Raw genomic sequence first — 24,818 nt, forward strand, 5'->3', positions numbered from 1 at the left:
TGATATGTTCTCACTTCAATTCCTCGAGGAGAGAGTCATGACCGAGCAAGCCCCCCGTGCCAGCGGCCAATGCCATTGCGGCGCGATCCGCTATTCGATGTCCACCGCGGTCGAACATCATGCGCTGTGCCACTGCACCGATTGCCGCCGTCATGCCGGCGCGCCGATGGTCGGATGGGGACTGGTCGGCAATGACGCGATCGAGATCAGCGGCACGGCCAAGATTTACGCCTCGTCCGAACATGGCCGGCGCCATTTCTGTGGCGATTGCGGCACCGGGCTTTTCTATACGAACGAGGCAATTTTTCCGGGCCAGATCGACGTGCAGACCGCAACGCTCGACGATCCCGACCTGATCCCCGCGCAGGCGCAGATCCAGACCGCCGATCGCATCGGCTGGATGGAAACGCTCGGCGAACTGCCGTCGTTCGAGCGTTACCCGCCCTTCGAATAGGTCAGCGCATATCGTCGGCGGCAACGACTGCTTCGACCAGCTTTGCGATGTCGAGGCGGTTCTTGTCGTCGTCATATCCCTGCCGGACGATCACCAGGTCGCGCGACGGGATGACGACGACATATTGGCCGCGATTGCCGAAGGCGCCGAAGGCGTCGGCGGGGATGCCCTTCGACTTGTTGAACAGCCAGAAGCCCGCGCCATAACCAAACGCGCCGTCGGGCTGCGGGCCGCTCGGCGTCGTGACAAAACGGCGCCAGTCGGCGGGAAGCAAGCGCTCGCCCTGCCACATCCCGTCATTCTGGTAGAGCAGCCCGAGCCGGGCCAGATCGCGCGCGGTCGTCCAGACCTGGCTCGACAGGATATAGTCGCCATCCTTGTCATGCTCGACAAAGGTCCGCGTCATGCCGAGACGGTCGAAAAAGGCAGCCGGGTCGAGCGGCGTGCCCGCTTTCGCCAGCGCGGCCTTCAGCGACAGCGTCGCCAGCAGCGTGTCGTTGTTGGCGTAGCGATAGCGGGTGTTCGGCGGGTTGAGCAGCGGCCACTGCACCGTCCACTGCCGCACCGACGCGCCGCCCATATAAACGGCGTCGCTGCGATTCCCCGCGGTGTCGCTGGCAAGCCCGCTCGCCATGCGCATCAGCTGTTCGGTCGTGATCGCCCCGCGCGGATCGCCCTGCGTCTGCCAGTCGGCAATCATCGCGGGCTTCGTGACGTCGATCCGGCCCTGTTGCACGGCGTGTCCGATCAACGTCGCCGCAATCGACTTGGCGACCGAGAAGGTCCGCTGCGCCGTATGAAGGTCGTGGCCACCCCAATAGCGCTCGAGCGAAATCCGGCCCTTTTTGACGATCAGCAACGAACTGGTGCGGCCGCCAAACCCCTCCATATTCATCACCGCCCGCTCGAACTTGGTCATCCCCTTCGGGATCGGCCAGCGGGCACCCTTGTCGCCGAGCGGCCATGGCCGGCCATCAAGATCGGCCCGCCGCCCGACCGCAGCGACGGCGTCCACCGGCTGCGCGCCGATCGGCAAGGTGACACAGCCCTCGCGGCCGCTCCACGCGGCGACGCGCGGCGGCATATCGTCGCGATAGCGCACGCTGACGCGTTTCCCCGTCGCGTCGACGTCGGCCTTGAGCGCGCGAACGTCGGCCTCGATCTCGGGATAGATGCCCGTGAGTTCGTCGCGCTCGATCGCGTCGAGCGGCTTGCCCGCCCCATTCCACAGCGACGAACAGACGAAGGCCGCGCGGTAACCCGCCGCCCATGCGCGGTTCAGTTCGGCATTGGGCTTCGGCGCCTGCGCCTGCGCCGGGACTGCACCGGCAAGAAGCGCCGCACCGACGAGGAGACGAAAATCAGGGACGATCGCCAAAATCCTGCCGCTGCGGCTTTTTCGCGCGATCCCACCAGGCCCGGCGGAGAACATTGGCGACACGCTCGGGGTCATCCGACCCGAAACGGACGAGGAGCGCATGCCAGCCTTCATAATGCGGCGTCTGCCAGAAGGTGTCGGGATCGGTTTCAAGCAGGATTTCCTTTTCGTCGGGCTTGCACATCACCGCAAAACTGCCGGGCTCGCGTCCGGGCGATGCGAGCGCCTTGCCGTTGAGCTTGGGACAGGGGGTGCCATAAAAGGAGAGCATCTCGACATCGGGAAGCGCACAGGCGAACGCCACGACATCGTCCCAGCTGTCGAATTTCGGCGCCATATTATCGGCCTGACTCAGTCTTCCAATGTCCCGGCGGTGACCTCTATGTCGCGCCCCAATGGCTGCATGGGCTGGAAGCGAAGGCGGGTCAACACCAGCCGGTCGCCCTGAATGTCAAGGTCATAGAACGCGTTGCCGCCGCGCGGGCAACAATTACCGTCGCCGTCGCGCGCGACGGGCACGGAGGCGAACATCTCGCCGAATGCGAATTGCGCCGGCCCGCACAGCCAATAGCCCGTCGGCAACATCTTGCTCCCCTGCTCCGACCAGTCGGAGAGGTCGACGCGGCGCCATTTGGGCGTGATGGCGTCGCTGACGAACAGCGCATCGGCGTTGCCGCCTCCGCTGCCGGCGAGCGTGCCGCCGACATGGACCAGCCGCCGCTTGTCGCCGTCCACCACCAGATCGGGTGTCCCGATCGATCCCGAACTTTCGGCAAAGCCGGCGAGCGTCGTCTTGCCCGCCTTGTCTTGCGACAGCAGCACGAGCATCCGCGTCTGCGGCCCGTCGCGCGGTGCCAGAAGCATCTTCTGCCATAGCAAAGGCGCGCCGCGATCGGCGGTATTGATCCGCCCGCTCGCCTCGACGCTGCATTTCCCGCCAAAGTCGTAAAGGCATCGCTGCGCGATGCTGGAGACGCGCGCACGCGTCAGCGCGATCTTCGCCGACACCTCTGCGGCGGTGCATTTTGTTTCGATGGTGCCGCCTGGACAGGACAGGATCGGTGTCGCTGCGGCGGCAAGGACAAGCGCCAATGCCATGATGACCACCCCAGTTCCGGCGCGACCCGTGCTGGCGAAAAACTATACCCGCGCGCGGGGCGAGGCAAGGCCGGGTTCAGTCTTTCGCGTGGCGACGCGCGTCCCACCAGGCGAGCCGCTCGGCGATCCGCTTTTCGAAACCGCGATCGACGGGGCGATAGAAGTCGACCGGCGCCATGCCGTCGGGCCAGTAATTGTCGCCCGAAAAGCCGTCGGGCGCATCATGGTCATAGCTGTAGCCCGCGCCATAACCCAAATCTTTCATGAGCTTGGTTGGCGCGTTGAGGATGTTCGCCGGCGGCGCGAGGCTGCCGGTTTCGCGCGCCGCCGCCCACGCCGCCTTCTGCGCGGCATAGGCCGCGTTCGACTTGGGTGCGGTCGCGCAATAGAGGCACGCCTGCACGATCGCGAGTTCGCCTTCGGGCGAGCCGAGGAACTGATAGGCGTCCTTTGCGGCGAGGCATTGCACCAGCGCCTGCGGATCGGCGAGGCCGATGTCCTCGCTCGCGAAGCGGGTGATTCGCCTGAGGACGTAGAGCGGCTCCTCGCCCGCGACGAGCATCCGCGCGAGCCAGTAGAGCGACGCCTGCGGGTCCGACCCGCGCAGTGCCTTATGCAGCGCCGAAATCAGGTTGTAATGGCCGTCGCGGTCCTTGTCGTAGACCGGCATGCGGCGATGGAGGAACCCGGCCAGCTCGGCGGGATCGAGCGGCGCCTCGATCGTTACCGAGAACAGCGTCTCGACCTGGTTGAGCAGGAAACGCCCGTCGCCGTCGGCGCTCGCGATCAGCGCCGCGCGCGCTTCGTCGGTCACCGGCAGGCGCTGGCCGACCTCGGCCTCGGCGCGTTCGACGAGCGTGCCCAGCGCGCCTTCGCCGAGCCGGTTCAGCACCAGCACCTGCGCGCGGCTCAAAAGCGCGGCGTTCAGCGCGAAGCTGGGATTTTCGGTCGTCGCACCGACGAGCACGACGGTGCCGCGCTCTACATAGGGCAGGAATCCGTCCTGCTGCGCGCGATTGAAGCGGTGGATTTCGTCGACGAAGAGCAAGGTGCGCTTCCCCGCCGCCGCCATTTTTTCGGCGTCGGCAAAGGCCTGGCGCAGATCGGCGACGCCCGAGAAGACCGCCGACAGCGGCGCGAAGCGCATTCCCACCGCTTCAGCAAGGAGCCGCGCGATCGTCGTCTTGCCGGTACCCGGCGGGCCCCAGAGGATGATCGACGCCAGCTGGCCCGCCGCGACCATGCGGCCGATCGCGCCCTCGGGCCCCGTCAGATGCTCCTGCCCGACCACCTCGGCGAGCGTGCGCGGGCGCAGCCGTTCGGCGAGCGGCACCGGGCCGGATGCACCGCTGTCGCGCTCTGCCGGTACATCGCCGCCGAACAGATCCGCCATCGGACGTTCAGCCCCGGTGCCGCTGTTTCTGGCGGATCAGGCGGATATAGGTGTCGGCCACCGCCTGGTTGATCGCATCCCAGTCATAGGAGCCGCTTTCAATCACCGCCGCCGCGCCATGTTCGGCGCGCAACTGGATATCGCGGCAATAGCGCTGCAAGTGATCGGCAAAGCCGGTGATCGACCCCGGTGCGACAAGATAGCCCGTCTGACCGTGCTTGACGATGCTCGCGCTGCCGGTCGCGCGCGCCGCGACAACGGGCAACCCGCACGCCATCGCTTCCAGTGTGACATTGCCGAAGGTTTCGGTCACCGACGGGTTGAAGAAGATGTCGCACGACGCCAGCGCGTGCGCGAGGTCGGCGCCGCCCTGGAAACCAACGAACTTGGCGTTCGGCAGGCGCGATTCGAACCATTCGCCCGCCGGCCCCTCGCCGATCACGACGACCTTGTGCGGCACGCCGCGCCGCTGGAGCACGTCGATCGCGTCGGCGAAGACGTCGAGCCCCTTTTCCATCACCAGCCGGCCGAGGAAGGCGATCGCGGGCACGTCGTCCTCGATCCCGAGCGAACGGCGCCAGTCCATGTCGCGGCGGGCGGGATTGAAAATCACCTGCTCGACGCCGCGGGTCCAGATGCCGATGTCGTAATTCATCCGCTGGTCGCGCAGCACCTGCGCAAAGCTTTCGGACGGCGCGATCAGCGCGTCGCACTTGCGATAAAGCTTGCGCAGCCAGGCCACGACGACGGGTTCGAGGAACGACAGGTTATAGTAGCGGAAATAGGTCTCGAAGCGCGTGTGCACCGAACAGGCGACGGGAAGCCGCCGCCGCCGCGCCCACGCCGCAGCCTGCCGCGACACGCGGTCGGGGCTGGAGATGTGGACGATATTCGGCGCGAAATTGACGATATCCTCGCGAACGCGCGACGAGAAGGACACCGGAATGCGATATTCGCTGCGCCCGGGAATCGCGAAAGACGGCACGGTCACGAGGTCCCCGGTCGGCTCGAAATCGGGGTTGGCGACGGTCGGCGAATAGACGCGCACCGCGGCACCATGCGCCAGCAGAAAACCGACGAGGCGGTTCAGCGCCTTGTTGGCGCCGTCGGTGGTCATGTTGTAATTGCCGCTGAACAGGGCGATGCGAAGGTCGGAAACTTCCATCCGGCCTCGCCTAGTCCTTTAACCCCGCAAAGGCAATTGGGTCAGAACTCTTCGCTACGCTCCGACGGCGCTTCCAGATCGACTTCGACCGGCGGATGCAGGCGCAGGCGATGCACGCGCCGCTCGTCGGCCTCGGTCACCTCGATACGCCAGCCGCTCGGATGGACGAGGATTTCGCCGACTTCGGGGACATGCCCGGCAAGCACGGCAGCGAGGCCGCCGAGCGTATCAACATCTTCCTCGATCTCGGCAAGCCGCGGGTCGATCGCCTCGCCGACATCGTCGAGTTCGGCGCGCGCATCAGCGTCCCAGCACCCGCCTTCGCCGGGCGCGAACAGCGCGGTCGGCTCGTCGTCATGCTCGTCTTCGATCTCGCCGACGATCTCCTCGACAAGATCCTCGATCGTCAGCAGCCCCTCGGTGCCCGAATATTCGTCGATCACGATCGCAAGGTGGGTGCGCTTGGCGCGCATTTCGGCGAGCAGGTCGAGCACGCCCATCGATTGCGGGACATAAAGCGGCTGGCGGATGAGGTCGAGCAGGGGCGGCGGGGTGCGGCCGTCGGCCAGCACCGCGAACACGTCCTTGACGTGGATCATCCCGACGACTTCGTCGAGATTCTCTCGGTAAATCGGCAGCCGGCTGTGCCCGGCCTCGACGAACAGGGCGACCACCTCGGCAAAGCTCGCACTTTCGGGGATCGCAATGATGTCGGCGCGCGGCACCGCGACATCGTCGACCGTCTGTTCGCCGAAATGGAGGAGGTTGCGCAACATCTTGCGCTCGATCTGCGACAGGTCGCCGACGATATTGCTGCCGCCACGGTCCTCGCCCTCTTCCTCGGCCTCGTCGATAACTTCTTCGATCTGTTCGCGCAGCGACGGTTCCTTGTCGCCTCCGAACAACAGGGTCTTCAGCCCGGACAGCAGCCCGGGTCTACTACTGTCCTCTTCCGATCGGTTCGAAGATCCCTGGTCGTCGGGCATATTTCCTGCTTTTCCCTGTTAATCCTGATCCGCATATGGATTGGCGATGCCCAGCGATGCAAGCGCTTTCACCTCCAGCGCCTCCATCGCGGCGGCGGACGCATCGTCCATATGATCATAGCCGACGAGATGGAGCGCGCCGTGGACGATCAGGTGCGTTGCATGATCGACGATCGCAATCCCCTTCTCTTCCGCCTCGCGCACGCAGGTTTCGCGCGCCAGCACGATGTCGCCGAGCAATATCTCGCCATCATCGCTGTTCGCGAGCCCTTCGAGCAGGTCGTGCTGCACCTGTGGAAAGGACAGCACGTTGGTCGGCTTGTCCTTTCCGCGAAAGTCGCGGTTGAGCGTGTGGACCTCGGCATCGTCGGTCAGCCGCACCGCGACCTCGACGAGCGGCGCCGCGTCGGCGAGCGAGGCATAAGGCGTCAACGCCAGCGCGGCTGCGACCGCCTCGCTTGCTCTGGCCTCCCAGTCGATCGCGTCGGGCCACGGCGTCGCGGCATAGGTTTCGACGCTCAGCATCGCTGCAGGTAAGGCTCAAGGAACATGCCCGCCTCGTTATCGCGGCGCGATTTCATAAGACAGCGATATTTGCAGGGGTTCGCCGGGGCGCTTCGCGCCGCTTAATGCATGTGGCGCAGCTTGTCGGGGTTGCGCATCACATAGATGCCGGTGACCTTGCCGCCCTCGATCTCGAGCGCGGTGGTTTGCAGTTCGCCGTCGGCCTCGCGCGTGACGAAGCCCGGCAGGCCGTTGATCATGCCCGTGTGGACGAGCGTCGAGCCATATTTGCCGAACAGCACCGCGAGGCTGCGGTGCAGTTTCAGCACGACGTCGTAGCCGAGCACCGGGCCCGATGCGGCGGGGCGCTTGCCTCCGCCGTCGGCCCACATGCCGACATCGGCGGCGAGCAACGCGCCGAGCGCGCTCATGTCGCCGCTGCGCGATGCGGCGAAGAAGGCGTCGGCGATCTGGAGCCCCTGCTCCTTTTCGAGCTTGTAGCGCGGGCGCGCGTCGCGGACGTGGGTGCGCGCCCGCGCCGCGAGCTGGCGCGTCGCGGCGGGATCGCGGTCGATGGTCTTCGCGACCTCGTCGAAACCGACGCCGAAGACGTCGTGAAGGAGGAAAGCAGCGCGCTCCAAGGGGGAGAGCCGTTCGAGCGCGAGCATCAGCGGCAGCGTCACATCATCCTCTTCCTCCTCCTCGACCAGCGGGTCGGGGAGCCAGGGGCCGATATAAGTCTCGCGGCTGTTCCGCGCCGACTTGATCTGGTCGAGGCAGAGCCGCGTCACCGTGCGGCGGAGGAACGCCGCAGGCTCGCGCACCGCATCGCGATCGGTGCCGAGCCAGCGGATGAAGGCATCCTGCACCACATCCTCGGCATCGGCGACCGAGCCGAGCATACGGTAGGCAACGCGGGTGAGGAGCGGGCGCAGCGGGTCGAAACTGGCCGCTGCGTCTGCCGCCGCATCGCTGTCGCCGCGGATGCCTTCGGGGGTCATCAGGCGGCCTTCGCCGGAGCGCCGCCTTCGTACCAGAGGTCGAAGCCGACCGCGATGCGGTTCCAGCCATTGATGACGTTGATCATCACGGTCAGGTTCATCTGTTCCTCGGCGGTGAAATGCGCGTCGAGCGCTTCGCGCGCCTGCTTCTGTGTGTGGCCCTGCGACAGGCGGGTCAAGGCGTCGGTCCACGCCAGCGCGGCGCGTTCGCGCGGCGTATAGACCGGGGCGTCGGCCCACGCCGCAAGCAGGTAGATGCGCTGCTCGGTCTCGCCCTTCGCGCGCGCGTCGGCAGTGTGCATGTTGATGCAGTTGGCGCAGCCGTTGAGGATCGACGAGCGGATCTTCACCAGCTCGATCAGGCTCGTCTCAAGGCTCTTTTCGGCCGCGAGGCTGACCGCCATCCACTGCTTCATGAGCTGCGGCGAGGCGGCGAAGGGGTCGGTTACCTTGGTCATGTCATGTCTCCTTTGGGCGGGTTGTACCGACTTGACGAGACAGGATCGGCGGCTGTGACATCGATCGCAAAAAAATTTCGCGCGGATCCGGAAAATCGGTTAGCCTCTCCGCCTCGACAATCGGAATGAGGGGGAAAATCATGAAGTTTCTCGATGGTTTCGGCGAACAGGCCTATGCGCTGCTGCGCATCGTCGCGGGCCTGTTGTTCCTTGCGCATGGCGTGCAGAAATTCTTCAACTTCCCGGTCAAATTCCCGATGGAGCTCAACCCGATGCTGCAAGCGGCCGGGGCGATCGAACTGATCGCAGGCGGGCTGATCGTCATCGGCCTGTTCACCCGCCCCGCGGCATTCGTCGCCAGCGGCATGTCGGCGGTCGGCTATTGGGTCGCCCACGGCAGCCAGGGCGCCTTCCCGATCGCCAATGGCGGCGAGACGATCGCGCTCTACTGCTTCATCTTCCTGTTCGTCGCGACGCGCGGCGCGGGTATCTGGAGCGTCGAGGGGGCGAAGAAATAGACGACGACAAAGGCCTATGCGCCGATCGTTGCTGTGGGGCATGGTATTGGGCGCGGCGCTGGCATTGGCTGGCGCCGCGTTTGCCAGCATCTGGCTCAGGGACCGCCCTGTGCCACTCTATCTGCGGATTTCGGACGATAACTATCACGAGACGTTTGAAAATCCGGAGTTCGAGGCCAAGGATGGCCTGACCAGCGCCCGCCTGATCCGAAGCTGCGGGATAAAAGCCTTCACAATCGACAGCATGCAACTGGACCACACCGGATCGTCCTTCATCAGGATCGATTCTACCCCGGTAGCCAATCTGAATTGCCTGATTGGTGAAGCACGCGCGCATTCGATGTCGCTGGCGATTACGCGAGGCATGGATACGGGCGAGATGATGTGCCTGCCCGGTTGGCCCACGCGCTTCAGGGACGATCCACCAGCTGAATCATGCCCCGACGGCAATCCCGAACCGATATTCCGTGAGCCGCACAAACCGACCAAAGCGGCTCAAACAAAATAGGGGGCGGCCCTTTCGGACCGCCCCCAGTTTCGGGCTTCACATGGTGAAGGTCTTCAAAGCTTGCGCGTGTTCGTCTCGATCAGCTTCTTCGCTTCGCTGATGGCTTTCGCGGTGGTCAGCTTCTTTTCCTGGACCTCGTCGGCCATTTCGAGCAGGCGGCCGCTGATCACGGTGCCGGTGTCGGCCTTTTCGTCGATCGCGATGCCGCCCTTGGCGGCGGCAACACGGTCCCATTCGGCGCGCACCGCGGCCCAATATTCCTTGGTCGCGGCCCAATAATCGTCGGCCGCCTTCACGTCATATTGGTCATATTTGATATAGGTGTTGAGGACATATTCCTGGACGATCGGAACCAGCTTGCCGTCCTTCGTCCCCATCTTCGTATTGTCCTGCCAGTGGACCCAGCCGTCGGGCGAGGGCTGGTGGCGGTTGATCGACAGGTAGCGATCGTAGACGGGATTGCGCACCGCATCGCGGCGTGCGAGCGGGCGCCACGTCCAGTTCGAGCGCCAGCGGCGTACGCCCCCCTGCGTTTCGAACTGGCCCCAGCCGCCGTAACGCGGGCTGTCGTCGACCTGATAAACGGTCTGCGACCAGCGGCCGGTGCGCATCTTTTCGGGGACATCTTCCCACGTCCACGCGTTGCGGTCGGAATAGACCAGCACCTTGGCGGGTTCATATTCCCAGTCCTGGCGCCAATGCTTGATGATCATGCTCTTGTCGTCGTCGCCAGTGATGACGAGCATATGCTGCAGGCTGATCTTGCGGCCCGTATCCTCGATCACGCGCACGACCTCGTTGCCGCCCGAACGCTTGGGTTCGAGAACCTCGTACGCCGGATCCCAGCGCGTCGATTCCTGCATGTTGAAGCTGACGCGGTAATTGCCCGCCATCGCGAGGATGTCGGCGCGGTCCTGTTCGAAATTGGCAGCGGCTGCCTCGGCGGCGATCGGCGGATGAGCCGATGCGGCGACGGGCATCGCGGCGGTGAGCAGCAACAGGCTGGCGGCAATCTTGCGATATGTTTTCATCGGTGCAGTCCTTCTTTCTGTTTTTAGAAGCGGAAGCTCAGCGACACGCTCGCGTTGCGGCCGGGCTGGGTATAGGCATCGGCGCTCGCCGGGACCGTCGGCGCGTCTACGGTTCCGCCCATCGCGAGACCGCGCACATCGCTCCACCAGCTGTACTTCTTGTCGAGGATGTTGAAGACGCCCGCACGCAGCGTGAGCTTGTCCATCACCCGGACGAAGGCCGTCGCGTCGAGGATGGTGAACGCGTCGGGACGGAAGCAGGTGGGGGTGCAGAGCCCCGTCGTGCGCGACGCTTCCTTGCGCCCCGCGTGCGTCACGATGATCTGGCCGCCGAAGCGCCCTTCGCGCTCGCGATAGCCGACCCCGGCGACGAGCTTGAGCGGATCGATCGACGACAGCGGCGAGCGCACGCCGTCGGGGTCGATGATGTCACCCTTCGCATAGGATAGGGCGAGCGTCGTATACAGGCCGGACGACGCTCGCCCCTCGAACCGCGCCTCGGCCCCTTTGACCCGGACGCGATCGAGATTCACGAATTGATAGAGGATGGGGTTGGCGATCGTGCCGGTGCCGCCGACCTGTTCCTGGCTGATGAAATCCTTGTACCGCGCCGAAAAGGCGGTGACGTCGAGGCTGACCGCATCGCTCGAAAAGCGCACGCCGCCTTCGAAGCTTTCGCTGCGCTCGGGCCCGAGATCGGGGTTCGGAAGCGTGCGGTACGAGAAGAAGGGCGAGGTGAGATTTTCGAAGAACTGGTTCACCTGCCCCGGTTCGGGCGCCTTGAAGCCGGTCGCATAATTGGCGAACAGCCTGACATCGTCGGTGATCTTCCACACCGCGCCGAATTTCGGCGAGACGCGCGAACCGTCCTGCTTCGCGCCGCGGAAGGTCGGCAGCAGCGGGTCATTGTCGGGCGACAGGTCGAACCAGTCGAAGCGTAGCGCCGGGTAGAGGAGGAGACGCCCGTCGGCGACCGAGATTTCGTCGCCCACGAACAGCCCGGCGCGGGTGAAGTCGGTGCTCGGGAAGGCGCGCGTCGGATAGGTCTCACCCGCCGGCGGGACGGTGCCGCCGCGCAGGCCGCGCTGGCGCGTCTTGCTGATGTCGCCGCCGAAGACGAGGCGGTGGGTGATCGCGCCGGTGGTGAAATCGGCGCGCGCGTCGGCGGAGGCGCCGAAGACGCGGTTCTCGAAGGTGTTGAGGCGCGTACGGTCGACCGACGGGGTGCGATCTTCCTCGGTATATTGCCGGTCTTCGCCATCCTGCCAGTAAAGCGCGACGCGCGCGAAATCGATCGTCCCCTCGCCTTCCCAGCTCCAATCGAGCGAGACGCGCTTGCGCTCGCCGGTGTCGAAGCCTTCGAGGCGGTCGACGACCGCGCCGAGCCCGTTCGGGCCGAGGCCGCTGAGACCGTTGGTATAGAGGCGCGTGTCGAGATATTCGCCGGTCAGCCGCAGCTTGTGACCGTTCGCTGGATCATAGACGATGCGCGCGAGCGCGGCGTCCGAGCGGCCGTCCTGCGGGTTGGCAAGCGTGCGCGTCGGGCCGATGCCGTTCGCTGTGCCGAGGCTGCCCTGGTTCTCCAGTTCCTTGTAATCGCGGCGGGTGTAGGCCGCCATGACCGACCAGTCGCCGCTGCGCCCCGCGAGGATCGCGGTTTCGCTGAATTCCTCGTCGGCGCTGCTGTAGCCCGCGCGGAGGAGACCGCCGATAGTCTTGCCCGCCTCGAGGAAATCGGCGGGGTCGGAGGTGATGAAGCTCACCGCGCCGGCCAGGCCGTCGCTGCCGTAGAGCGCCGACGACGGGCCGCGCAGGATCTCGACCGATTTGACGAGGCCAAGGTCGACATAGTCGCCGCGCCCCGATGCCTGCGCGCCAAAGCTGAAGCCGTCGGGGACGCGGACGCCGTCGACCTGGATCAGCACGCGGTTGCCACCGATGCCGCGGATATTGAAGCTGTCATTGCCCGCGCGACCCGTCGCGCCGAGCGCGGCGCCGAAACGCGCGGGCTGGCGCTGGACGCTGACGCCGGGTTCGAAGCGAACGAGGTCGCGGATGTCGGTGACCATCTCGTCGGCGATCTGTTCGTCGCTCTGCACGGTGACGGTGACCGGAATATCCTCGGCCTTCACCGCGGTGCGCGTCGCGGTGACGACGATCTGGTTCTTGCGAGCCACCCAATAGTCGCCGTCATTGTCCTGCGCAAAGGCCGGCGCGGCGGTCGCGGCGAGCGCGAGGCCCAGCGCGGTGCCTGCGGCAAGGCGGGATATCGACGGCAAATTTCGGATGTTCAATTTTCTTCCCCTGAATGATGCGACTGACTCGCAATAGCGTCGCCCTAGGCGCGCATTTTCAGGGGGTCAATATGCTATTGCGAATCGTTCTCGAAAAATAGCAACACGGCGGCGCGCGACACCACCGCGCCCAAGGCGTAGCGAACGCAGACACAATCTCTGAACTATGAAAGACGGGTTTCGACCAGGAATGGACATCCAACGATCTTGGCTACTTCCCCAAAATCCGATGTCCGGTGGCTATTAGCCGACCTACTTGCGATCAGCATATCGAACTCCCATACGCAATTGGGGAATTCAAAGGGGCGACAATGTCAAAAGCATCGGTAAACGAAGGCGCAAAAGGTTGGTTGATGGTTCTAATAGTGGTCGTCGGGCTGCTTATGCCGCTTGGCCAGCTTGGCAGCTTCATCAAGCTTTGGAACGCAGCGCCTGTCCTGGAGTCACGCTTCGGCGATAACTGGTCAGTTTATTTTGGCCTCGCATCAACGGTCGGGGCCGTCCGAGCTGCTATCTGCTTGTACGTGGCAGATTTGCTGTTGAACAAAAAACGCCCTTCTACTCCGAGGCGTGCCATTATCGGAATATGGGTTGCACTCATCTTGCTGGCGATGGTCAGCATGGCAATTACCGCCTCTATGATATTGGGGCCGGTATCTTACAGCGGAGCAATGGTGAGTCTATTTTGGTCTCTACTGATATGCGTCATTGCGACAGCGTATTTGCTTCGATCCAAACGGGTGGCTTCGACCTACGGAACATCGTAGATTCTGCGTCAGCAGAACGACGACCGAAAGTGGTCCGGCCGCTCACCACTCCGAAGCAGGCATCGCCTTCGAATAGGCCTTTCCTACATTATCCGGCTGTGCCAGCCTTCATCCGGCTCTTTCATTTGGTGGATAAAGGCGGTCGCTGCCCGGCTTGCGGGTGCGACCACTGCGGAGCGTGCCGGGTACATCCAGCACGCCGCGAACTCTAAATCGGGGCGCGCACAGGGCCGAACTTTACTGAACTTTGGAATATCACGCGGCCCTTGCGCCGACCCGATCGCAGATCCAGCGCGGATGACGAAAGAAGACCAGGGCGGCTTCCTGCCCCTATGCCGACGCCGTCCGCGCGCTAAGCTCCCGGCCCTTCATAGGCGTCAACGATCCGTCCGACGATCGGGTGGCGGACAACGTCGGCGCTGGTGAAATAGCTGACGTTGATGCCCTCCAGCCCTTCGAGCCGGCCGACCGCGTCGGCGAGCCCCGAGGTTGCGGGGATCGGCAGGTCGACCTGTTTCGGGTCCCCGCAGATCACCATGCGGCTGTTCATGCCGAAACGGGTCAGGAACATCTTCATCTGCGGGATCGTCGTGTTCTGCGCTTCGTCGAGGATGATGAAGGCGTCGGCAAGCGTGCGCCCGCGCATGAAGGCAAGCGGCGCGATCTCGATCTCGCCTGACGCGATACGGCGCTCGACCTGCTCCGCGGGCAGGCAGTCGTGGAGCGCGTCGTAAAGCGGCCGCAGATAGGGATCGACCTTTTCCTTCATGTCGCCGGGAAGGAAGCCGAGCTTTTCTCCCGCCTCGACCGCGGGGCGCGAGAGGATCAGGCGCTGGACGCTGCCGGTGATGAGCTGCGCCACCGCCTGCGCGACCGCGAGATAGGTCTTGCCCGTACCCGCCGGGCCGAGCGCGAAAATCACGTCGTCGCGGGCGAGCGCCTGCATATAGGGCACCTGCGACGGCGCGCGCGGGACGATCGTCTTCTTGCGCGTGCGGATCATGATCGGCGGCGCTTCGTCCTTGTCGTGGCGGATGATGCCGTCGAGTGTCGGCTGCGCCGACATCGCGATCACCCCGTCGACAAGGCCGGCGTCGACCTCCTGCCCCTGTTCGATGCGGTTGTAGAGTTCGGTGAGCACGTCGCGGGCGCGCGCCGCGGCTTCGGCCTCGCCCTCGATCTGCACGCGGTTGCCGCGCGCCGAGATATAGACGCCGAGGCGGTTTTCGATCGCCACGAGGTTGCGGTCGAACTCGCCGAAGAGAATGCCCAAAAGCTGCGTTCGCTCAAATTCCGCCGTCAGTCGGACGCGGTCGCCGGGTTCGGCGGGGGCGGAGGCGGTCAGCGGGCGTTTGGACATATAAGCAAGGCTCCTTCGATCGACAGCATGACTGTACTCCCGCCACTACGGGAGTCCATGACTTGCAGGCTGCGAATGCGACAGAAGGAGGCCGAGTGTGTCTTCGGGGAGACAGCTCCCACCAAGCGCACTAAGCGACCTCTTCCATCAAGGCTTCGGCACCGAGGCTGTTCGGGCCGGCCGAGGTGATGCGCACATCGATCATGTCCCCGATCTGGAGCCCCGGTGCGATGACATGCACCGACTGGAGCCAAGGCGACTTGCCGATCAGCTGGCCATCGAGCTTGCCCTTGCGTTCGAGGAGCAAACGCGTCGTGCGGCCAACGGTCGCCTCGTTGAACGCCTGCTGCTGCTCATTGAGCAACGCCTGGAGACGCTGGAGGCGCTCGCTGAGCACCGCTTCGTCGATCTGGCCGTCCATCGTCGCCGCGGGGGTGCCGGGGCGGCGCGAATATTTGAAGCTATACGCCATCGCATAATTGGTGGCGCGGACGATATCGAGCGTCGCCTCGAAATCGGCGTCGCTTTCGCCGGGAAAGCCGACGATGAAGTCGCCCGAGATCGCGATGTCGGGACGCACCGCGCGAACACGTTCGATGACCTTCAGATAGCTTTCGACGCTGTGGCTGCGGTTCATCGCCGCAAGGATGCGGTCGCTGCCCGCCTGCACCGGCAGGTGGAGGAAGGGCATCAGCTTGTCGATCTCGCCATGCGCGGCGATCAGTCCCTCGGTCATGTCGTTGGGATGGCTGGTGGTATAGCGGATTCGCTCTAACCCGTCCTCGCGCGCGAGTTCGCGGATCAGCCCGTCGAGGCCGATCGCGCGACCCTTGTCGTCCTCGCCGTCCCACGCATTGACGTTCTGCCCGAGCAGGGTGATCTCGCGCACGCCGCCCGCGACGAGCGCGCGCGCCTCGGCGATCAGGTCGGCGAAAGGCCGGCTGATCTCCGCGCCGCGCGTGTAGGGCACGACGCAGTAAGTGCAGAATTTGTCGCAACCTTCCTGAACGGTGAGGAAGGCGGTCGGGCGCTGGCCGCCCGCGCGCTTGGGCAGTGCGCCAAACTTGCTTTCGAGCGGCATGTCGAGGTCGACGGCTTTCTCGCCCTTCGCGGCGCGCGCGATCAGGTCGGGCAGGCGGTGATAGGCCTGCGGGCCGACCACAACGTCGACCGAGGGCGCGCGGCGCGCGATCTCGGCGCCCTCGGCCTGCGCGACGCAGCCCGCGACCGCGATCGTCGGGCGGCTGCCGTCGGCGCGCTTGAGCCGCCCGATGTCCGAATAGACTTTCTCGGCCGCCTTTTCGCGGATGTGACAGGTGTTGAGCACGACGAGGTCGGCGTCGGCGCCGTCCGCGGCGGCGACATAGCCCTCAGCGCCCAGCATCTCGGCCATGCGCTCGCCGTCATAGACGTTCATCTGGCAGCCGAAGGATTTGACGTGGAATGTCTTTTGAGGACTTTGGGGAGAGTCGGATTTCATCGGCGCGCTATAGGCGATGCGGCGCCGCGGCGGAAGACCGCGCAATTTCGGCGGCGATCGCCGCCCGCGCCGCCTCGCTGATCGCCTTGCGGTCATGCTCGGCTTCTTGCGGAAGCGGGTCGAGATAATGGATGGTCAGCGCGACGGGGCGCTTGCGCGCCAGGATCCGCTTGAAATTACCGAGCCCGGATTCGGGGTCGAGCCACGCGATATCGTTCGCCTCGGCGCCATAGTCGAGGAAGACCGGCTGGACCCGAAGGTTCGGCGGCGTCGGGATGATCGCCTGGAAAAGCGAGGCGCGGAAAGGAAGCAGGCCGTCGCCGGGTCCGGTCGTTCCTTCGGGAAACAGCGTTACAGGACGCCCGCGTGCAAGCGCGTTGCGGAGGTCATTTGCCTGATTGTGGATTTCACGCTTCGCGTCGCGCTGGACATAGATGGTATGATTCTGGTCGGCGAGCCAGCCAACGAGCGGCGTCGTGCCGACCTCCGCCTTCGACACGAAAGCCGAGCGCGCGGCACCGCCGAGCGCAAGGATATCGAGCCAGCTGACATGGTTCGACACGAAGAGAACGTCGCGCCGCAGCCGTGTACCCGTGGCGCGCACGCGCAGTCCGGCGATCCAGCCGACCGCGTTGAGAAAAGCCATGACCATCGGCGACGGGCGGCCGGCGGCGCGATAGAGCAGGTGCGGGACGATCAGGAAAAGCAGCGCCAGCACCATCAGGGCGAGACGGGCGACCGTCCGCCAGGTGATCGAGGCGCGATCAGTCGCGCTTGCGATCGATGGCGACACCATAAAGCTCCATGCGATGGTCGACGAGGCGGAAGCCCAGCCGTTCGGCGATCACCTTCTGCAACGCCTCCAGCTCGGGATCGACGAATTCGATCACCTTGCCCGTTTCAACGTCGATCAGATGGTCGTGATGCGCCTCGGGCGCGGCTTCGTAGCGCGAACGGCCGTCGCCGAAATCGTGGCGATCGAGGATGCCCGCCTCTTCGAACAGGCGAACGGTGCGGTAAACGGTCGCGATCGAGATGCCGCTATCGACCTTCGACGCGCGTTCATACAGCGTTTCGACGTCGGGGTGATCCTCCGAATCGGAGATCACGCGCGCGATGATGCGACGCTGCTCGGTGATGCGCAGACCCTTTTCGTGGCACAGGGCTTCGAGATCGATATTACCGGACATGCTTGTCTTTCCTGCAGGTGCAGTCGTGTCTGTCTTTGTTACAAACTGTATAGGCACCCGCCACCGATAGGACAAGGGCGGCCCCCTTCAAGGCCGCCCTCCCCTGCCCGTGCGGGCGAAAAATTATGAAGGTCAGACCTTCGCCTTGCGCTTGCGCCCGCCGCCGCGCCCCTTGGTACCGAGGCCAATCTCCTTCGCCAGCGCGCGGCGCTTTTCGGCGTAGTTGGGCGCGACCATCGGATAGTCGGCGGGCAGGCCCCATTTCGCGCGATAGTCGTCGGGGGTCATGCCATAATGCGTCATCAGGTGGCGGCGCAGCATCTTCAGCTTTTTGCCGTCTTCGAGACAGACGATATAATCGGGCTTGACCGAAGTGCGGATGGACACCGCGGGCACCAGCTTTTCCTCGACAACCGGATCGCTTCCCAGGCCCGACAAAGCGGCATGGACGTTGTTAATCAATATGGAGAGATCCGAAATGGCGACGCTGTTGTTGCTGACATGCGCCGCGACAATGTCGGCGGTCAGCGTAACGAGCATCTCATTGGTATCGGCTTGATCGGACATGAGACTATTCCTTGCTTATCTTACCCAGAAGAGCGACTGGCAAATATTGGATTTTTTCTTTCGCCGACGCGATTACTGCCACTCTGGATGCAATTCCGCAATGATCGATCAGTTTGCGGTGCCGCCATCGCCCGATCGCCGCATCGTGATCGCGTCGCGAACCATGCCGTCATTGCCGCGATAATAGGCCGTCCGCCGGCCGCATTCCGAAAAGCCCGACTGCTCGTAAAGATGAACGGCATCATTGTCGGCGCGCATTTCAAGGAAATAGTCTTCGGCGCCTTCGCCGGCGGCCCACGCCTGCCAGTCCTTCAACAATAATGCACCAATACCGCGCCCGCGAAAATGCGGGTCGACCGCCAGCAACAATAATTCGCTTTCCGGCCCGGCGATACGCGCGGCGGAAAAGCCGCACACCTGTTCACCGTCCCATGCGAGGCACACGCGCGCCGAGGGCAGTGCGAACAATGTGAGCAACTGCGCCCCGCTCCATGCTTCGCCATAGGCGGGCTCGAAAGCGGCATCCATCACGCGCATCACCGCGGCAAGGTCGCCGACGCGGGCGGTAGCGAGGCGGATCTCGCCCGTCATGCCGGCGCCATCGGCTTGGCGTCGGGCGCGCGGCCATAGATCGGGCTTGGCTGGTCGATCAGTGCGCCGGGAGGAAGCCGCAGAAAGGCACGCGCGTCGGGAAGGATGGCGAGCGCGCACCCCGAACCGCGGCGCGCCACAAAGGGCTCGGCGCGGTTGCCGACGACCAGTTCGTCGGCGAGCAGGACGGCTTCGTCGGGCAGGAGCGAGCGAAACGCAGCGCGCGGAGAAAGATCGGCGGCAAAAGGCTGCACGAACCATTGGCCATGGCCGCCCTCCATCACCACCAGCCCGCCGCCCGCCGCGGCGATAGCGTCGGCGGCGCTCGCAGCGACCAGCGTGAGGGTCGAAAACCCGCACACCGGAACCTGCCAGCCAAGCGCGAGTGCGCGCGCGGCGGCGACACCGATGCGGACCCCGGCAAAGCTGCCCGGGCCGCACCCCGCGGCGATGATATCGGCGCGGCCGCCATCGGCCAGTTCGGCGATCAGCGGCACGAGCCGTTCGGCGTGACCGCGCCCGATGACCTCGTGACGATGGTCGACGACTGTCCCCGCCTCGATCAGCGCCACCGAACAGGCCTCACTCGCCGAATCGATGACCAGGTGCCGCATGGGTCGGAGAACGCTTCGCTCAGGCGATGCGGTTGAAGCGCGCGAAATCCGGGCGCGGGCTGCGCTCGAAGATGCTCGCCGGGTCGCCATAGCCGAGGGTCGAGATGAAATTGCTCTTCACATTCGGCTGGTCGGCAAAGAAAGCCTCGTCGACCGCGGCATTGTCGAAGCCCGACATCGGCCCGGTGTCGAGGCCGAGCGCGCGCGCGGCCAGGATGAAATAGGCGCCCTGAAGGCTCGAATTGCGAAAGGCCGTCGTGGCGGCGTGCGCCTCGTTGCCCGCAAACCAACTCCGCGCATCGGTGTGCGGGAAAAATTCGGGGAGATGTTCGTAAAATTCATTGTCGCTCGCGATGATCGCGGTGACCGGCGCCTTCAGGATCTTTTCCTCGTTCCCCGGGATCGCAAGCGCCGCCAGCTTTTCCTTCGCCGCGTCGCTCACGCACCAGACGATCCGCGCCGGCAGGCTGTTGGCGCTCGTCGGGCCGAACTTCACCAGATCCCAGATCGCGTGCAGCTGCGTTTCCGATACCGGCTTGTCGAGATAGCCGTTATAGGTGCGCGCGGTACGAAACAGCTGGTCGAGAGCGCTGTCGGAAAGCGGCTCGCTCATGGGGCAATCTCCTGGAGTGGAATTGGTCAGACGGCGTGAACTGCCGTTACCTCGGGAACATAATGTTTCAAGAGGGACTCGATGCCATTCTTCAACGTCGCGGTCGACGACGGGCATCCGGCGCAGGCGCCCTGCATCTTGAGGTACACATTGCCCTTGTCGAAACCGCGATAGACGATGTCGCCACCGTCGTTGGCGACCGCGGGGCGGACGCGCGTTTCGATGAGTTCCTTGATCTGCTCGATGATGTCGGCGTCGGCGGGGTCGTCGGCAAAGCCTTCATCCTCGGCCGGAACCGAAAAACCCGCGCTCGCCGCGTTGAACAGCGGCACGTCGGCAAGGAAATGATCCATCACGATCCCGAGCACGTCGGGCTTCACATCGACCCATTCGGCGCCCGGCGCGATCGTCACCGAGACGAAATCGCGGCCGAAGAAGACGCCCGTCACGTCGCCGAGCGAGAAAAGCGCGCTCGCAAGCGGCGACGCCTCGGCTTCTTCAGGGCTCGCAAAATCACGGGTTCCCGCCTCCATAACCGCCCGGCCGGGCAGGAATTTGAGCGTCGCAGGATTGGGCGTCGATTCGGTTTCGATGAGCATGGGGTGCATGTGGGGCGCAGAGTGGCTTTGTGCAAGATGAGTTGGATGCGCTAAGGCGCGCCCATGCGCCGTTTCACCCATTTCGCCGCCATCGACTGGTCGGGCGCCCGCGGCGCGCGTCAGCGCGGGATCGCACTCGCGGTTGCGAGCGGCGCGGCGGCGCCCACGCTGGTGCGGCCGGGGCATATCTGGTCGCGAGCCGAAGTGCTGGACTGGCTGGAGAGCATGGCCGCGGCGGGCGAAGACATGCTGATCGGCTTTGATTTTTCGGCCGCTTTCGCCTTCGCCGACCGGCGCGCCTATTTTCCCGAATGGCCCGCGAGCCCGGGCGATATCCGCACATTGTGGTCACTCGTCGAGCGGCTTGCCCATGCCGATCCGCACCATGAAATCGGCGGCTTCCTCGCGCACCCTGAAGCGCACCGGCATTTCCGCCACGGCCGGGGCGACGTCGGCGACCTGTTCGAGGCCGGCGCGGGCCGTTTGCGCGTCGTCGAACAGCATCAGCGTGCGACGAAGCAGGCCGCGAGCGTCAGCAACTTCAACCTCGTCGGCGCGGCCCAGGTCGGCAAGGCGAGCCTTACGGGAATGCGCCTGCTGCACCGGCTGGGTGGCCGGATACCGCTCTGGCCGATCGACCCCGTACCTGACCGAGGCCCGCTGCTCGTCGAAATCTACACCAGCCTAGCGGCGCGCGCGGCGGGCGTGCCGGCGGGGCGCAGCAAGATCCGTGACGGCGCGGCGCTCGACGGCGCGCTGGCGATTCTGGGATCACCGGCAACCGGCCTTCGCGGCCCCGTCAGCGACCATGCGAGCGACGCGCTGCTGACCGCCGCCTGGCTGCGCGCGATCGCAACCGATGCGGCACGCTGGAGTCCCGCCCCACTCACCGACGCGCTGGCAAAAACCGAAGGCTGGACCTTTGGCATTATTTGAGGCTTTCCGGCTTCCCGCATTTTGCGAACGTCAGATGTTTCCATCCGGCCGAAAAATGCTTAGGGGGGCGCAGAAGCGCCGGCTTAGCTCAGTTGGTAGAGCAACCGCCTTGTAAGCGGTAGGTCGTCAGTTCGAGTCTGACAGCCGGCACCAGTTCCCGCCCCGCGCGGCCTCCCCATCGATCGTCATTGCCGGTAGCTTTTGATCTCGATCCCGTGGCGCGCAATCTTGTCGTACAGCGTTTTGCGCGGCACCCGCAATATCGCCAGCGTTGCCGCCACATCGCCACCGGTGATCGCAAGCGCGTCCCGGATCGCGTGTGCCTCGAACTGCGCGACACGTTCGGGCAGCGTCGGCATCGCCTCGCTGGTCGCGGCCACACGCGGCGCGATACCGAGCACTTCGCTATAGGCGAAATTGCGCAGCTCACGGACATTCCCCGGCCAGTCATGCTCGATCAGGTGGCGGCGGGCGACGTCGCCCATGTTGAAATCCTGCCCTCCCATGCGCCCCGCCGCCTCCTCAACGAAGTGGGCGAAGAGTTGCGGGATGTCGGCCCTTCGCTCGCGGAGCGGCGGCATCCGCAGCCGGACGACGTTGAGGCGATAGAATAAATCCTCGCGAAACGTCCCCGCGCGAACCGCCTCGTGCAAGTCGCTCCGCGCCGACGCGACGATACGAAGGTCGACCGATCGCGGCTCGGTCGCACCGATCGGCTGCACCTTCCGCTCCTCGACCACACGCAACAGCTTCGCCTGGATCGCGAGCGGCATATTGTCGATGCCGTCGAGAAACAAAGTGCCGCGATCGGCTTGCTCGATCCGCCCCTCGCGCGCGACCGGGCCGTAACCGGCGGCACCCCGATCGTGGCCGAACAACTCGACTTCGGCGAGTTGTTCGGGGAGCGCAGCGCAATCGACGGCAACGAACGGGCGCCCCGAACGCGGCCCCTTGCGATGGAGAAGCAGCGCCGCAAGTTCCTTGCCGGTGCCGGTTTCGCCCTCGACCAGCACGTCGATGTCGGCGCGCGCGATCTGCAGGATGGTCGCGCGCAACTGCGCCATCGCCGGGCTGTCGCCGATCAGCGGACTGTCGACGCTCGTTTCGGCGGCGGCGCGCAGCATCCGGTTGTCGAGAATGAGCCGCCGCGTTTCGAGTGCCTTGCGCGCCGACGCGACCAGATGATCGGTCGCATAGGGTTTGGACAGAAAGTCGAAGGCCCCGCCCTTGAGCGCGCCGATCGCCATCGGGACGTCGGCGTGTCCGGTGATCAGGATGACCGGGATGTCGGGATCGATCGCGCTGATGCGCGCGAAAAACTCGAGCCCGTCGATGCGCGGCATCCGGATGTCGGTGATCACGGCACCCGCGAAGCCTTCGTCGATTTCCGCCAGCGCCGCCCCGGCCTCGGCGAAGGCGCGGACCTCGATATCCGCGAGTTCGAGCGACTGGGTCGTCGCCGCGCGCAAGGCGTCATCGTCGTCGACGAAGATGATGTGCTGGCGGGTGACGAACGCGCTCATGCCCGGCGCACCACCAGCCTGAACGCGGCGCCGCCCATCGGCGAGGCGATATGGTCGAGCGTCCCGCCGAATTCGCGCGCAATATCGCGCGCGATCCCCAATCCCAGTCCCAGACCGTCGGCCTTGCCGGTGACGAAGGGGGTAAAGAGATTGTCGGCGACGTCGGGATCGACCCCCGGCCCGTTGTCGGCGACAGTGATGACGACCTCGGCTTCCGCCGCCGTCTCGATCCGGATGCGCGGATCGGCACGGCCAGCAAGCGCATCGAGCGCATTCTGGAGCAGGTTGACGAGGATCTGTTCCAGCCGCACGCGGTCGGCGATGCAGCGAAGTCCCGCCGTTTCCCCCACCCGCTCGATCATCACGCCATTTTCGCGGATGCGATCGCCGACGAGCAGGAGCGCGCCGTCGATAACCGGGTCGATCTCGACCGGCCCCATCGTCGGTGTGGTGCGGCGGGCGAAGCTGCGCAATTCGGCGATGATCGCACCGATCCGCTCGGTCAGCGACACGATCGTCCCCAGATTGTCGCGCGCCTTGCCCGCGTCGCCGCGATCGAGGAATTTCCCGGCATTTTCCGCGAAGCCACGGATAGCCGCGACCGGCTGGTTGATCTCGTGCGCGACGCCCGCGGTGATCTGGCCGATCGTACCAAGCCGGCTCGCCTGCGCCAGTTCTTCGCGCGCCGCCCGGAAACGCCGGTTCGCGTCGACCAGATCGGAGGTCCGCGCGGCCACCTCGATCTCGAGCATATGGCGCGCCTCCGCCTGCAACCGCCGCTTTTCGCGCGCGCGAAACACCCAGATCAGGAGCGCAGCAAGCAGGATGAACGCGATCAATATCGCCGTCCGCGCGGTCGCGTTCGCGCTGGCTTCGGCGGGTGCCAGCGGCTGGAAGGCATAAAGCCGCGCCCCCGCCATCGGCACCGCGACGGCCGCCTCGCGATAACGGACAGCGGGGCCGGTCCAGGTGCCCCCGTCGCGCGTCAGCGGCAGCGGCGTGAGCGGCAGATTGCCGAACTGCAAGGCGGCGCGGATGGCCGCCCGGGTCGGCGCGTCGATCGGCGCGAGGGTCCGGAACCGCCAGTCGTCGCGGCTGGTGATGATGATGACGCCATGGTCGTCGGCGACGAAGGTCGACAGCGGCTGGCGCGCCCATTCGGCCTCCAGCCGGTCGAATTCGACCTTGACGACGATCACCCCCAATGTCCGCCCCGCCTCTTCGACGCGGCGCGCGATGAACAGGCCGGGGCGACCGCTGACCGTGCCGAGCGCGAACAATTCGGCGCCGCCCTTGGCCATCGCGTCGCGAAAATAGGGGCGAAAGCCGTAATTCTGCCCGACAAAGCTCTGCGGCTCGCGCCAGTTGCTGGCGGCGATCGTCCGGCCGTCGTGCGCGATGAGGTAGATAACCGCGGCATCGGTCCGTTCGGCAAGCAGCTCCAGCTTGCTGTTCATGCGACGGACCGTCGCGGCGTCGCCGCCGCCGAGCACGTCGTGCACATCGGGATATTCGATCAGCACCAGCGGCAGCAGGCGGAATTTCTGAAGCTCGCCCGCGAGGCGGCTGGCCGCGCTTCGCGCCTGCTGCGCCGCGGCAATGTCCGATGCAACACGCGCGTGCCCCCCTGCCCATCCGAAGGCCGCGAAGGCGATGGCCGCCAGCAGCAGCGCCGCCAATGCCGCGGCCCAGCCAAGCCGCCGCCCGGCACCCGGCGCACGCGAATCAATCGGCTGGAGCGGATTCATCATTTGTGCGGATTATCGCACAAATGATGAATGACTAAGCGG

Annotated in this window: 27 protein-coding genes and 1 tRNA gene; 6 read left to right on the forward strand and 22 right to left on the reverse strand. The window is 65.2% G+C overall.

Features of this window, described 5'->3' with window-relative positions:
* The first annotated feature begins 37 nt into the window (after nucleotides 1-37).
* Complete coding sequence (locus ACIPPQ_RS16460; RefSeq protein WP_446545147.1) at nucleotides 38-454, forward strand: GFA family protein; 417 nt, start codon at nucleotides 38-40, stop codon at nucleotides 452-454.
* 1 nt (nucleotide 455) lies between these two features.
* Here the strand turns inward: ACIPPQ_RS16460 and ACIPPQ_RS16465 are convergent, their stop codons facing one another.
* The 9 genes from ACIPPQ_RS16465 to ACIPPQ_RS16505 all read right to left on the reverse strand — a co-directional run bounded on the left by ACIPPQ_RS16465 (nucleotide 456) and on the right by ACIPPQ_RS16505 (nucleotide 8,437).
* A complete protein-coding gene (locus ACIPPQ_RS16465; RefSeq protein ID WP_446545148.1) occupies nucleotides 456-1,832 on the reverse strand; it encodes a serine hydrolase domain-containing protein in 1,377 nt (458 codons plus the stop codon).
* Nucleotides 1,816-2,169: an MmcQ/YjbR family DNA-binding protein gene (locus tag ACIPPQ_RS16470; protein WP_446545149.1), complete on the reverse strand. Its 354-nt coding sequence runs from the start codon at nucleotides 2,167-2,169 to the stop codon at nucleotides 1,816-1,818. The genes ACIPPQ_RS16465 and ACIPPQ_RS16470 overlap by 17 nt, the downstream gene beginning before the upstream one ends.
* 14 nt (nucleotides 2,170-2,183) lie before the next feature.
* Entirely contained in the window at nucleotides 2,184-2,930 is a 747-nt protein-coding gene (locus tag ACIPPQ_RS16475) for a hypothetical protein (RefSeq protein ID WP_446545150.1), read from the reverse strand.
* 76 nt (nucleotides 2,931-3,006) lie between these two features.
* Nucleotides 3,007-4,323, reverse strand: a complete 1,317-nt coding sequence (locus ACIPPQ_RS16480; protein WP_446545151.1) for a replication-associated recombination protein A — start codon at nucleotides 4,321-4,323, stop codon at nucleotides 3,007-3,009.
* 7 nt (nucleotides 4,324-4,330) lie between these two features.
* Nucleotides 4,331-5,488 carry a glycosyltransferase family 4 protein gene (locus tag ACIPPQ_RS16485; RefSeq protein WP_446545152.1) on the reverse strand — a complete coding sequence of 386 codons (1,158 nt, stop codon included), beginning with the start codon at nucleotides 5,486-5,488 and terminating at the stop codon, nucleotides 4,331-4,333.
* Between the two features lie 41 nt (nucleotides 5,489-5,529).
* The gene (locus ACIPPQ_RS16490) at nucleotides 5,530-6,474 is read right to left on the reverse strand and encodes a hemolysin family protein (RefSeq protein ID WP_446545153.1); all 945 of its coding nucleotides are present in this window, start codon (nucleotides 6,472-6,474) and stop codon (nucleotides 5,530-5,532) included.
* Between the two features lie 18 nt (nucleotides 6,475-6,492).
* Nucleotides 6,493-6,999 (reverse strand): rRNA maturation RNase YbeY, encoded by a 507-nt coding sequence (gene ybeY, locus ACIPPQ_RS16495; RefSeq protein ID WP_446545154.1) that lies wholly within the window; start codon nucleotides 6,997-6,999, stop codon nucleotides 6,493-6,495.
* Nucleotides 7,000-7,100: 101 nt separating this feature from the next.
* On the reverse strand, nucleotides 7,101-7,979 hold the full coding sequence (locus ACIPPQ_RS16500) for a sigma-70 family RNA polymerase sigma factor (RefSeq protein WP_446545155.1): 879 nt from the start codon (nucleotides 7,977-7,979) through the stop codon (nucleotides 7,101-7,103).
* Entirely contained in the window at nucleotides 7,979-8,437 is a 459-nt protein-coding gene (locus tag ACIPPQ_RS16505) for a carboxymuconolactone decarboxylase family protein (RefSeq protein WP_446545156.1), read from the reverse strand. Before ACIPPQ_RS16505 ends, ACIPPQ_RS16500 begins: the two co-directional genes overlap by 1 nt.
* A 140-nt stretch (nucleotides 8,438-8,577) precedes the next feature.
* Here ACIPPQ_RS16505 and ACIPPQ_RS16510 point away from each other — a divergent pair, with 140 nt between their 5' ends.
* Both ACIPPQ_RS16510 and ACIPPQ_RS16515 read left to right on the forward strand, forming a co-directional pair.
* Entirely contained in the window at nucleotides 8,578-8,955 is a 378-nt protein-coding gene (locus ACIPPQ_RS16510; RefSeq protein ID WP_446545157.1) for a DoxX family protein, read from the forward strand.
* A 16-nt stretch (nucleotides 8,956-8,971) separates the two neighbouring features.
* A complete protein-coding gene (locus tag ACIPPQ_RS16515) occupies nucleotides 8,972-9,463 on the forward strand; it encodes a hypothetical protein (RefSeq protein WP_446545158.1) in 492 nt (163 codons plus the stop codon).
* Nucleotides 9,464-9,516: 53 nt separating this feature from the next.
* Here ACIPPQ_RS16515 and ACIPPQ_RS16520 read toward each other — a convergent pair whose 3' ends face one another.
* Together ACIPPQ_RS16520 and ACIPPQ_RS16525 are read right to left on the reverse strand one after the other, a co-directional pair.
* A complete protein-coding gene (locus ACIPPQ_RS16520; RefSeq protein ID WP_446545159.1) occupies nucleotides 9,517-10,494 on the reverse strand; it encodes a DUF6607 family protein in 978 nt (325 codons plus the stop codon).
* A gap of 23 nt (nucleotides 10,495-10,517) precedes the next feature.
* Nucleotides 10,518-12,773 carry a TonB-dependent hemoglobin/transferrin/lactoferrin family receptor gene (locus ACIPPQ_RS16525; RefSeq protein ID WP_446545160.1) on the reverse strand — a complete coding sequence of 752 codons (2,256 nt, stop codon included), beginning with the start codon at nucleotides 12,771-12,773 and terminating at the stop codon, nucleotides 10,518-10,520.
* Between the two features lie 326 nt (nucleotides 12,774-13,099).
* Between ACIPPQ_RS16525 and ACIPPQ_RS16530 the strand changes: the two genes are divergently transcribed.
* Entirely contained in the window at nucleotides 13,100-13,555 is a 456-nt protein-coding gene (locus ACIPPQ_RS16530) for a DUF2569 family protein (protein WP_446545161.1), read from the forward strand.
* A gap of 352 nt (nucleotides 13,556-13,907) precedes the next feature.
* Here the strand turns inward: ACIPPQ_RS16530 and ACIPPQ_RS16535 are convergent, their stop codons facing one another.
* From ACIPPQ_RS16535 to ACIPPQ_RS16575, 9 genes are all read right to left on the reverse strand, one after another.
* Nucleotides 13,908-14,915, reverse strand: coding sequence for a PhoH family protein (locus ACIPPQ_RS16535; RefSeq protein ID WP_446545162.1), 1,008 nt, complete (start codon nucleotides 14,913-14,915; stop codon nucleotides 13,908-13,910).
* 130 nt (nucleotides 14,916-15,045) lie between these two features.
* Entirely contained in the window at nucleotides 15,046-16,395 is a 1,350-nt protein-coding gene (gene miaB, locus ACIPPQ_RS16540) for a tRNA (N6-isopentenyl adenosine(37)-C2)-methylthiotransferase MiaB (RefSeq protein ID WP_446545163.1), read from the reverse strand.
* A gap of 7 nt (nucleotides 16,396-16,402) precedes the next feature.
* A complete protein-coding gene (locus ACIPPQ_RS16545; protein ID WP_446545164.1) occupies nucleotides 16,403-17,191 on the reverse strand; it encodes a lysophospholipid acyltransferase family protein in 789 nt (262 codons plus the stop codon).
* Nucleotides 17,160-17,585, reverse strand: a complete 426-nt coding sequence (locus tag ACIPPQ_RS16550; protein ID WP_056369183.1) for a Fur family transcriptional regulator — start codon at nucleotides 17,583-17,585, stop codon at nucleotides 17,160-17,162. The genes ACIPPQ_RS16545 and ACIPPQ_RS16550 overlap by 32 nt, the downstream gene beginning before the upstream one ends.
* A 132-nt stretch (nucleotides 17,586-17,717) precedes the next feature.
* Nucleotides 17,718-18,152: a MucR family transcriptional regulator gene (locus tag ACIPPQ_RS16555; RefSeq protein WP_446545165.1), complete on the reverse strand. Its 435-nt coding sequence runs from the start codon at nucleotides 18,150-18,152 to the stop codon at nucleotides 17,718-17,720.
* 108 nt (nucleotides 18,153-18,260) lie between these two features.
* A complete protein-coding gene (locus tag ACIPPQ_RS16560; RefSeq protein ID WP_446545166.1) occupies nucleotides 18,261-18,743 on the reverse strand; it encodes a GNAT family N-acetyltransferase in 483 nt (160 codons plus the stop codon).
* Nucleotides 18,740-19,357, reverse strand: a complete 618-nt coding sequence (tsaB, locus tag ACIPPQ_RS16565) for a tRNA (adenosine(37)-N6)-threonylcarbamoyltransferase complex dimerization subunit type 1 TsaB (RefSeq protein ID WP_446545167.1) — start codon at nucleotides 19,355-19,357, stop codon at nucleotides 18,740-18,742. Before tsaB ends, ACIPPQ_RS16560 begins: the two co-directional genes overlap by 4 nt.
* 19 nt (nucleotides 19,358-19,376) lie before the next feature.
* The gene (locus ACIPPQ_RS16570; protein ID WP_446545168.1) at nucleotides 19,377-19,970 is read right to left on the reverse strand and encodes a malonic semialdehyde reductase; all 594 of its coding nucleotides are present in this window, start codon (nucleotides 19,968-19,970) and stop codon (nucleotides 19,377-19,379) included.
* A gap of 26 nt (nucleotides 19,971-19,996) precedes the next feature.
* Nucleotides 19,997-20,569: a NifU family protein gene (locus ACIPPQ_RS16575; RefSeq protein WP_446545247.1), complete on the reverse strand. Its 573-nt coding sequence runs from the start codon at nucleotides 20,567-20,569 to the stop codon at nucleotides 19,997-19,999.
* Nucleotides 20,570-20,632: 63 nt separating this feature from the next.
* Between ACIPPQ_RS16575 and ACIPPQ_RS16580 the strand changes: the two genes are divergently transcribed.
* Together ACIPPQ_RS16580 and ACIPPQ_RS16585 are read left to right on the forward strand one after the other, a co-directional pair.
* On the forward strand, nucleotides 20,633-21,505 hold the full coding sequence (locus ACIPPQ_RS16580; RefSeq protein ID WP_446545169.1) for a hypothetical protein: 873 nt from the start codon (nucleotides 20,633-20,635) through the stop codon (nucleotides 21,503-21,505).
* 77 nt (nucleotides 21,506-21,582) lie between these two features.
* Nucleotides 21,583-21,658: transfer RNA gene (locus ACIPPQ_RS16585), tRNA-Thr, on the forward strand.
* Nucleotides 21,659-21,690: 32 nt separating this feature from the next.
* Here the strand turns inward: ACIPPQ_RS16585 and ACIPPQ_RS16590 are convergent.
* Both ACIPPQ_RS16590 and ACIPPQ_RS16595 read right to left on the reverse strand, forming a co-directional pair.
* Nucleotides 21,691-23,028 carry a sigma-54-dependent transcriptional regulator gene (locus ACIPPQ_RS16590; protein WP_446545170.1) on the reverse strand — a complete coding sequence of 446 codons (1,338 nt, stop codon included), beginning with the start codon at nucleotides 23,026-23,028 and terminating at the stop codon, nucleotides 21,691-21,693.
* A complete protein-coding gene (locus ACIPPQ_RS16595; RefSeq protein ID WP_446545171.1) occupies nucleotides 23,025-24,779 on the reverse strand; it encodes a sensor histidine kinase in 1,755 nt (584 codons plus the stop codon). Before ACIPPQ_RS16595 ends, ACIPPQ_RS16590 begins: the two co-directional genes overlap by 4 nt.
* Nucleotides 24,780-24,818 lie beyond the last annotated feature (39 nt).

It is taken from the genome of Sphingopyxis sp. LARHCG72, from assembly GCF_052871675.1.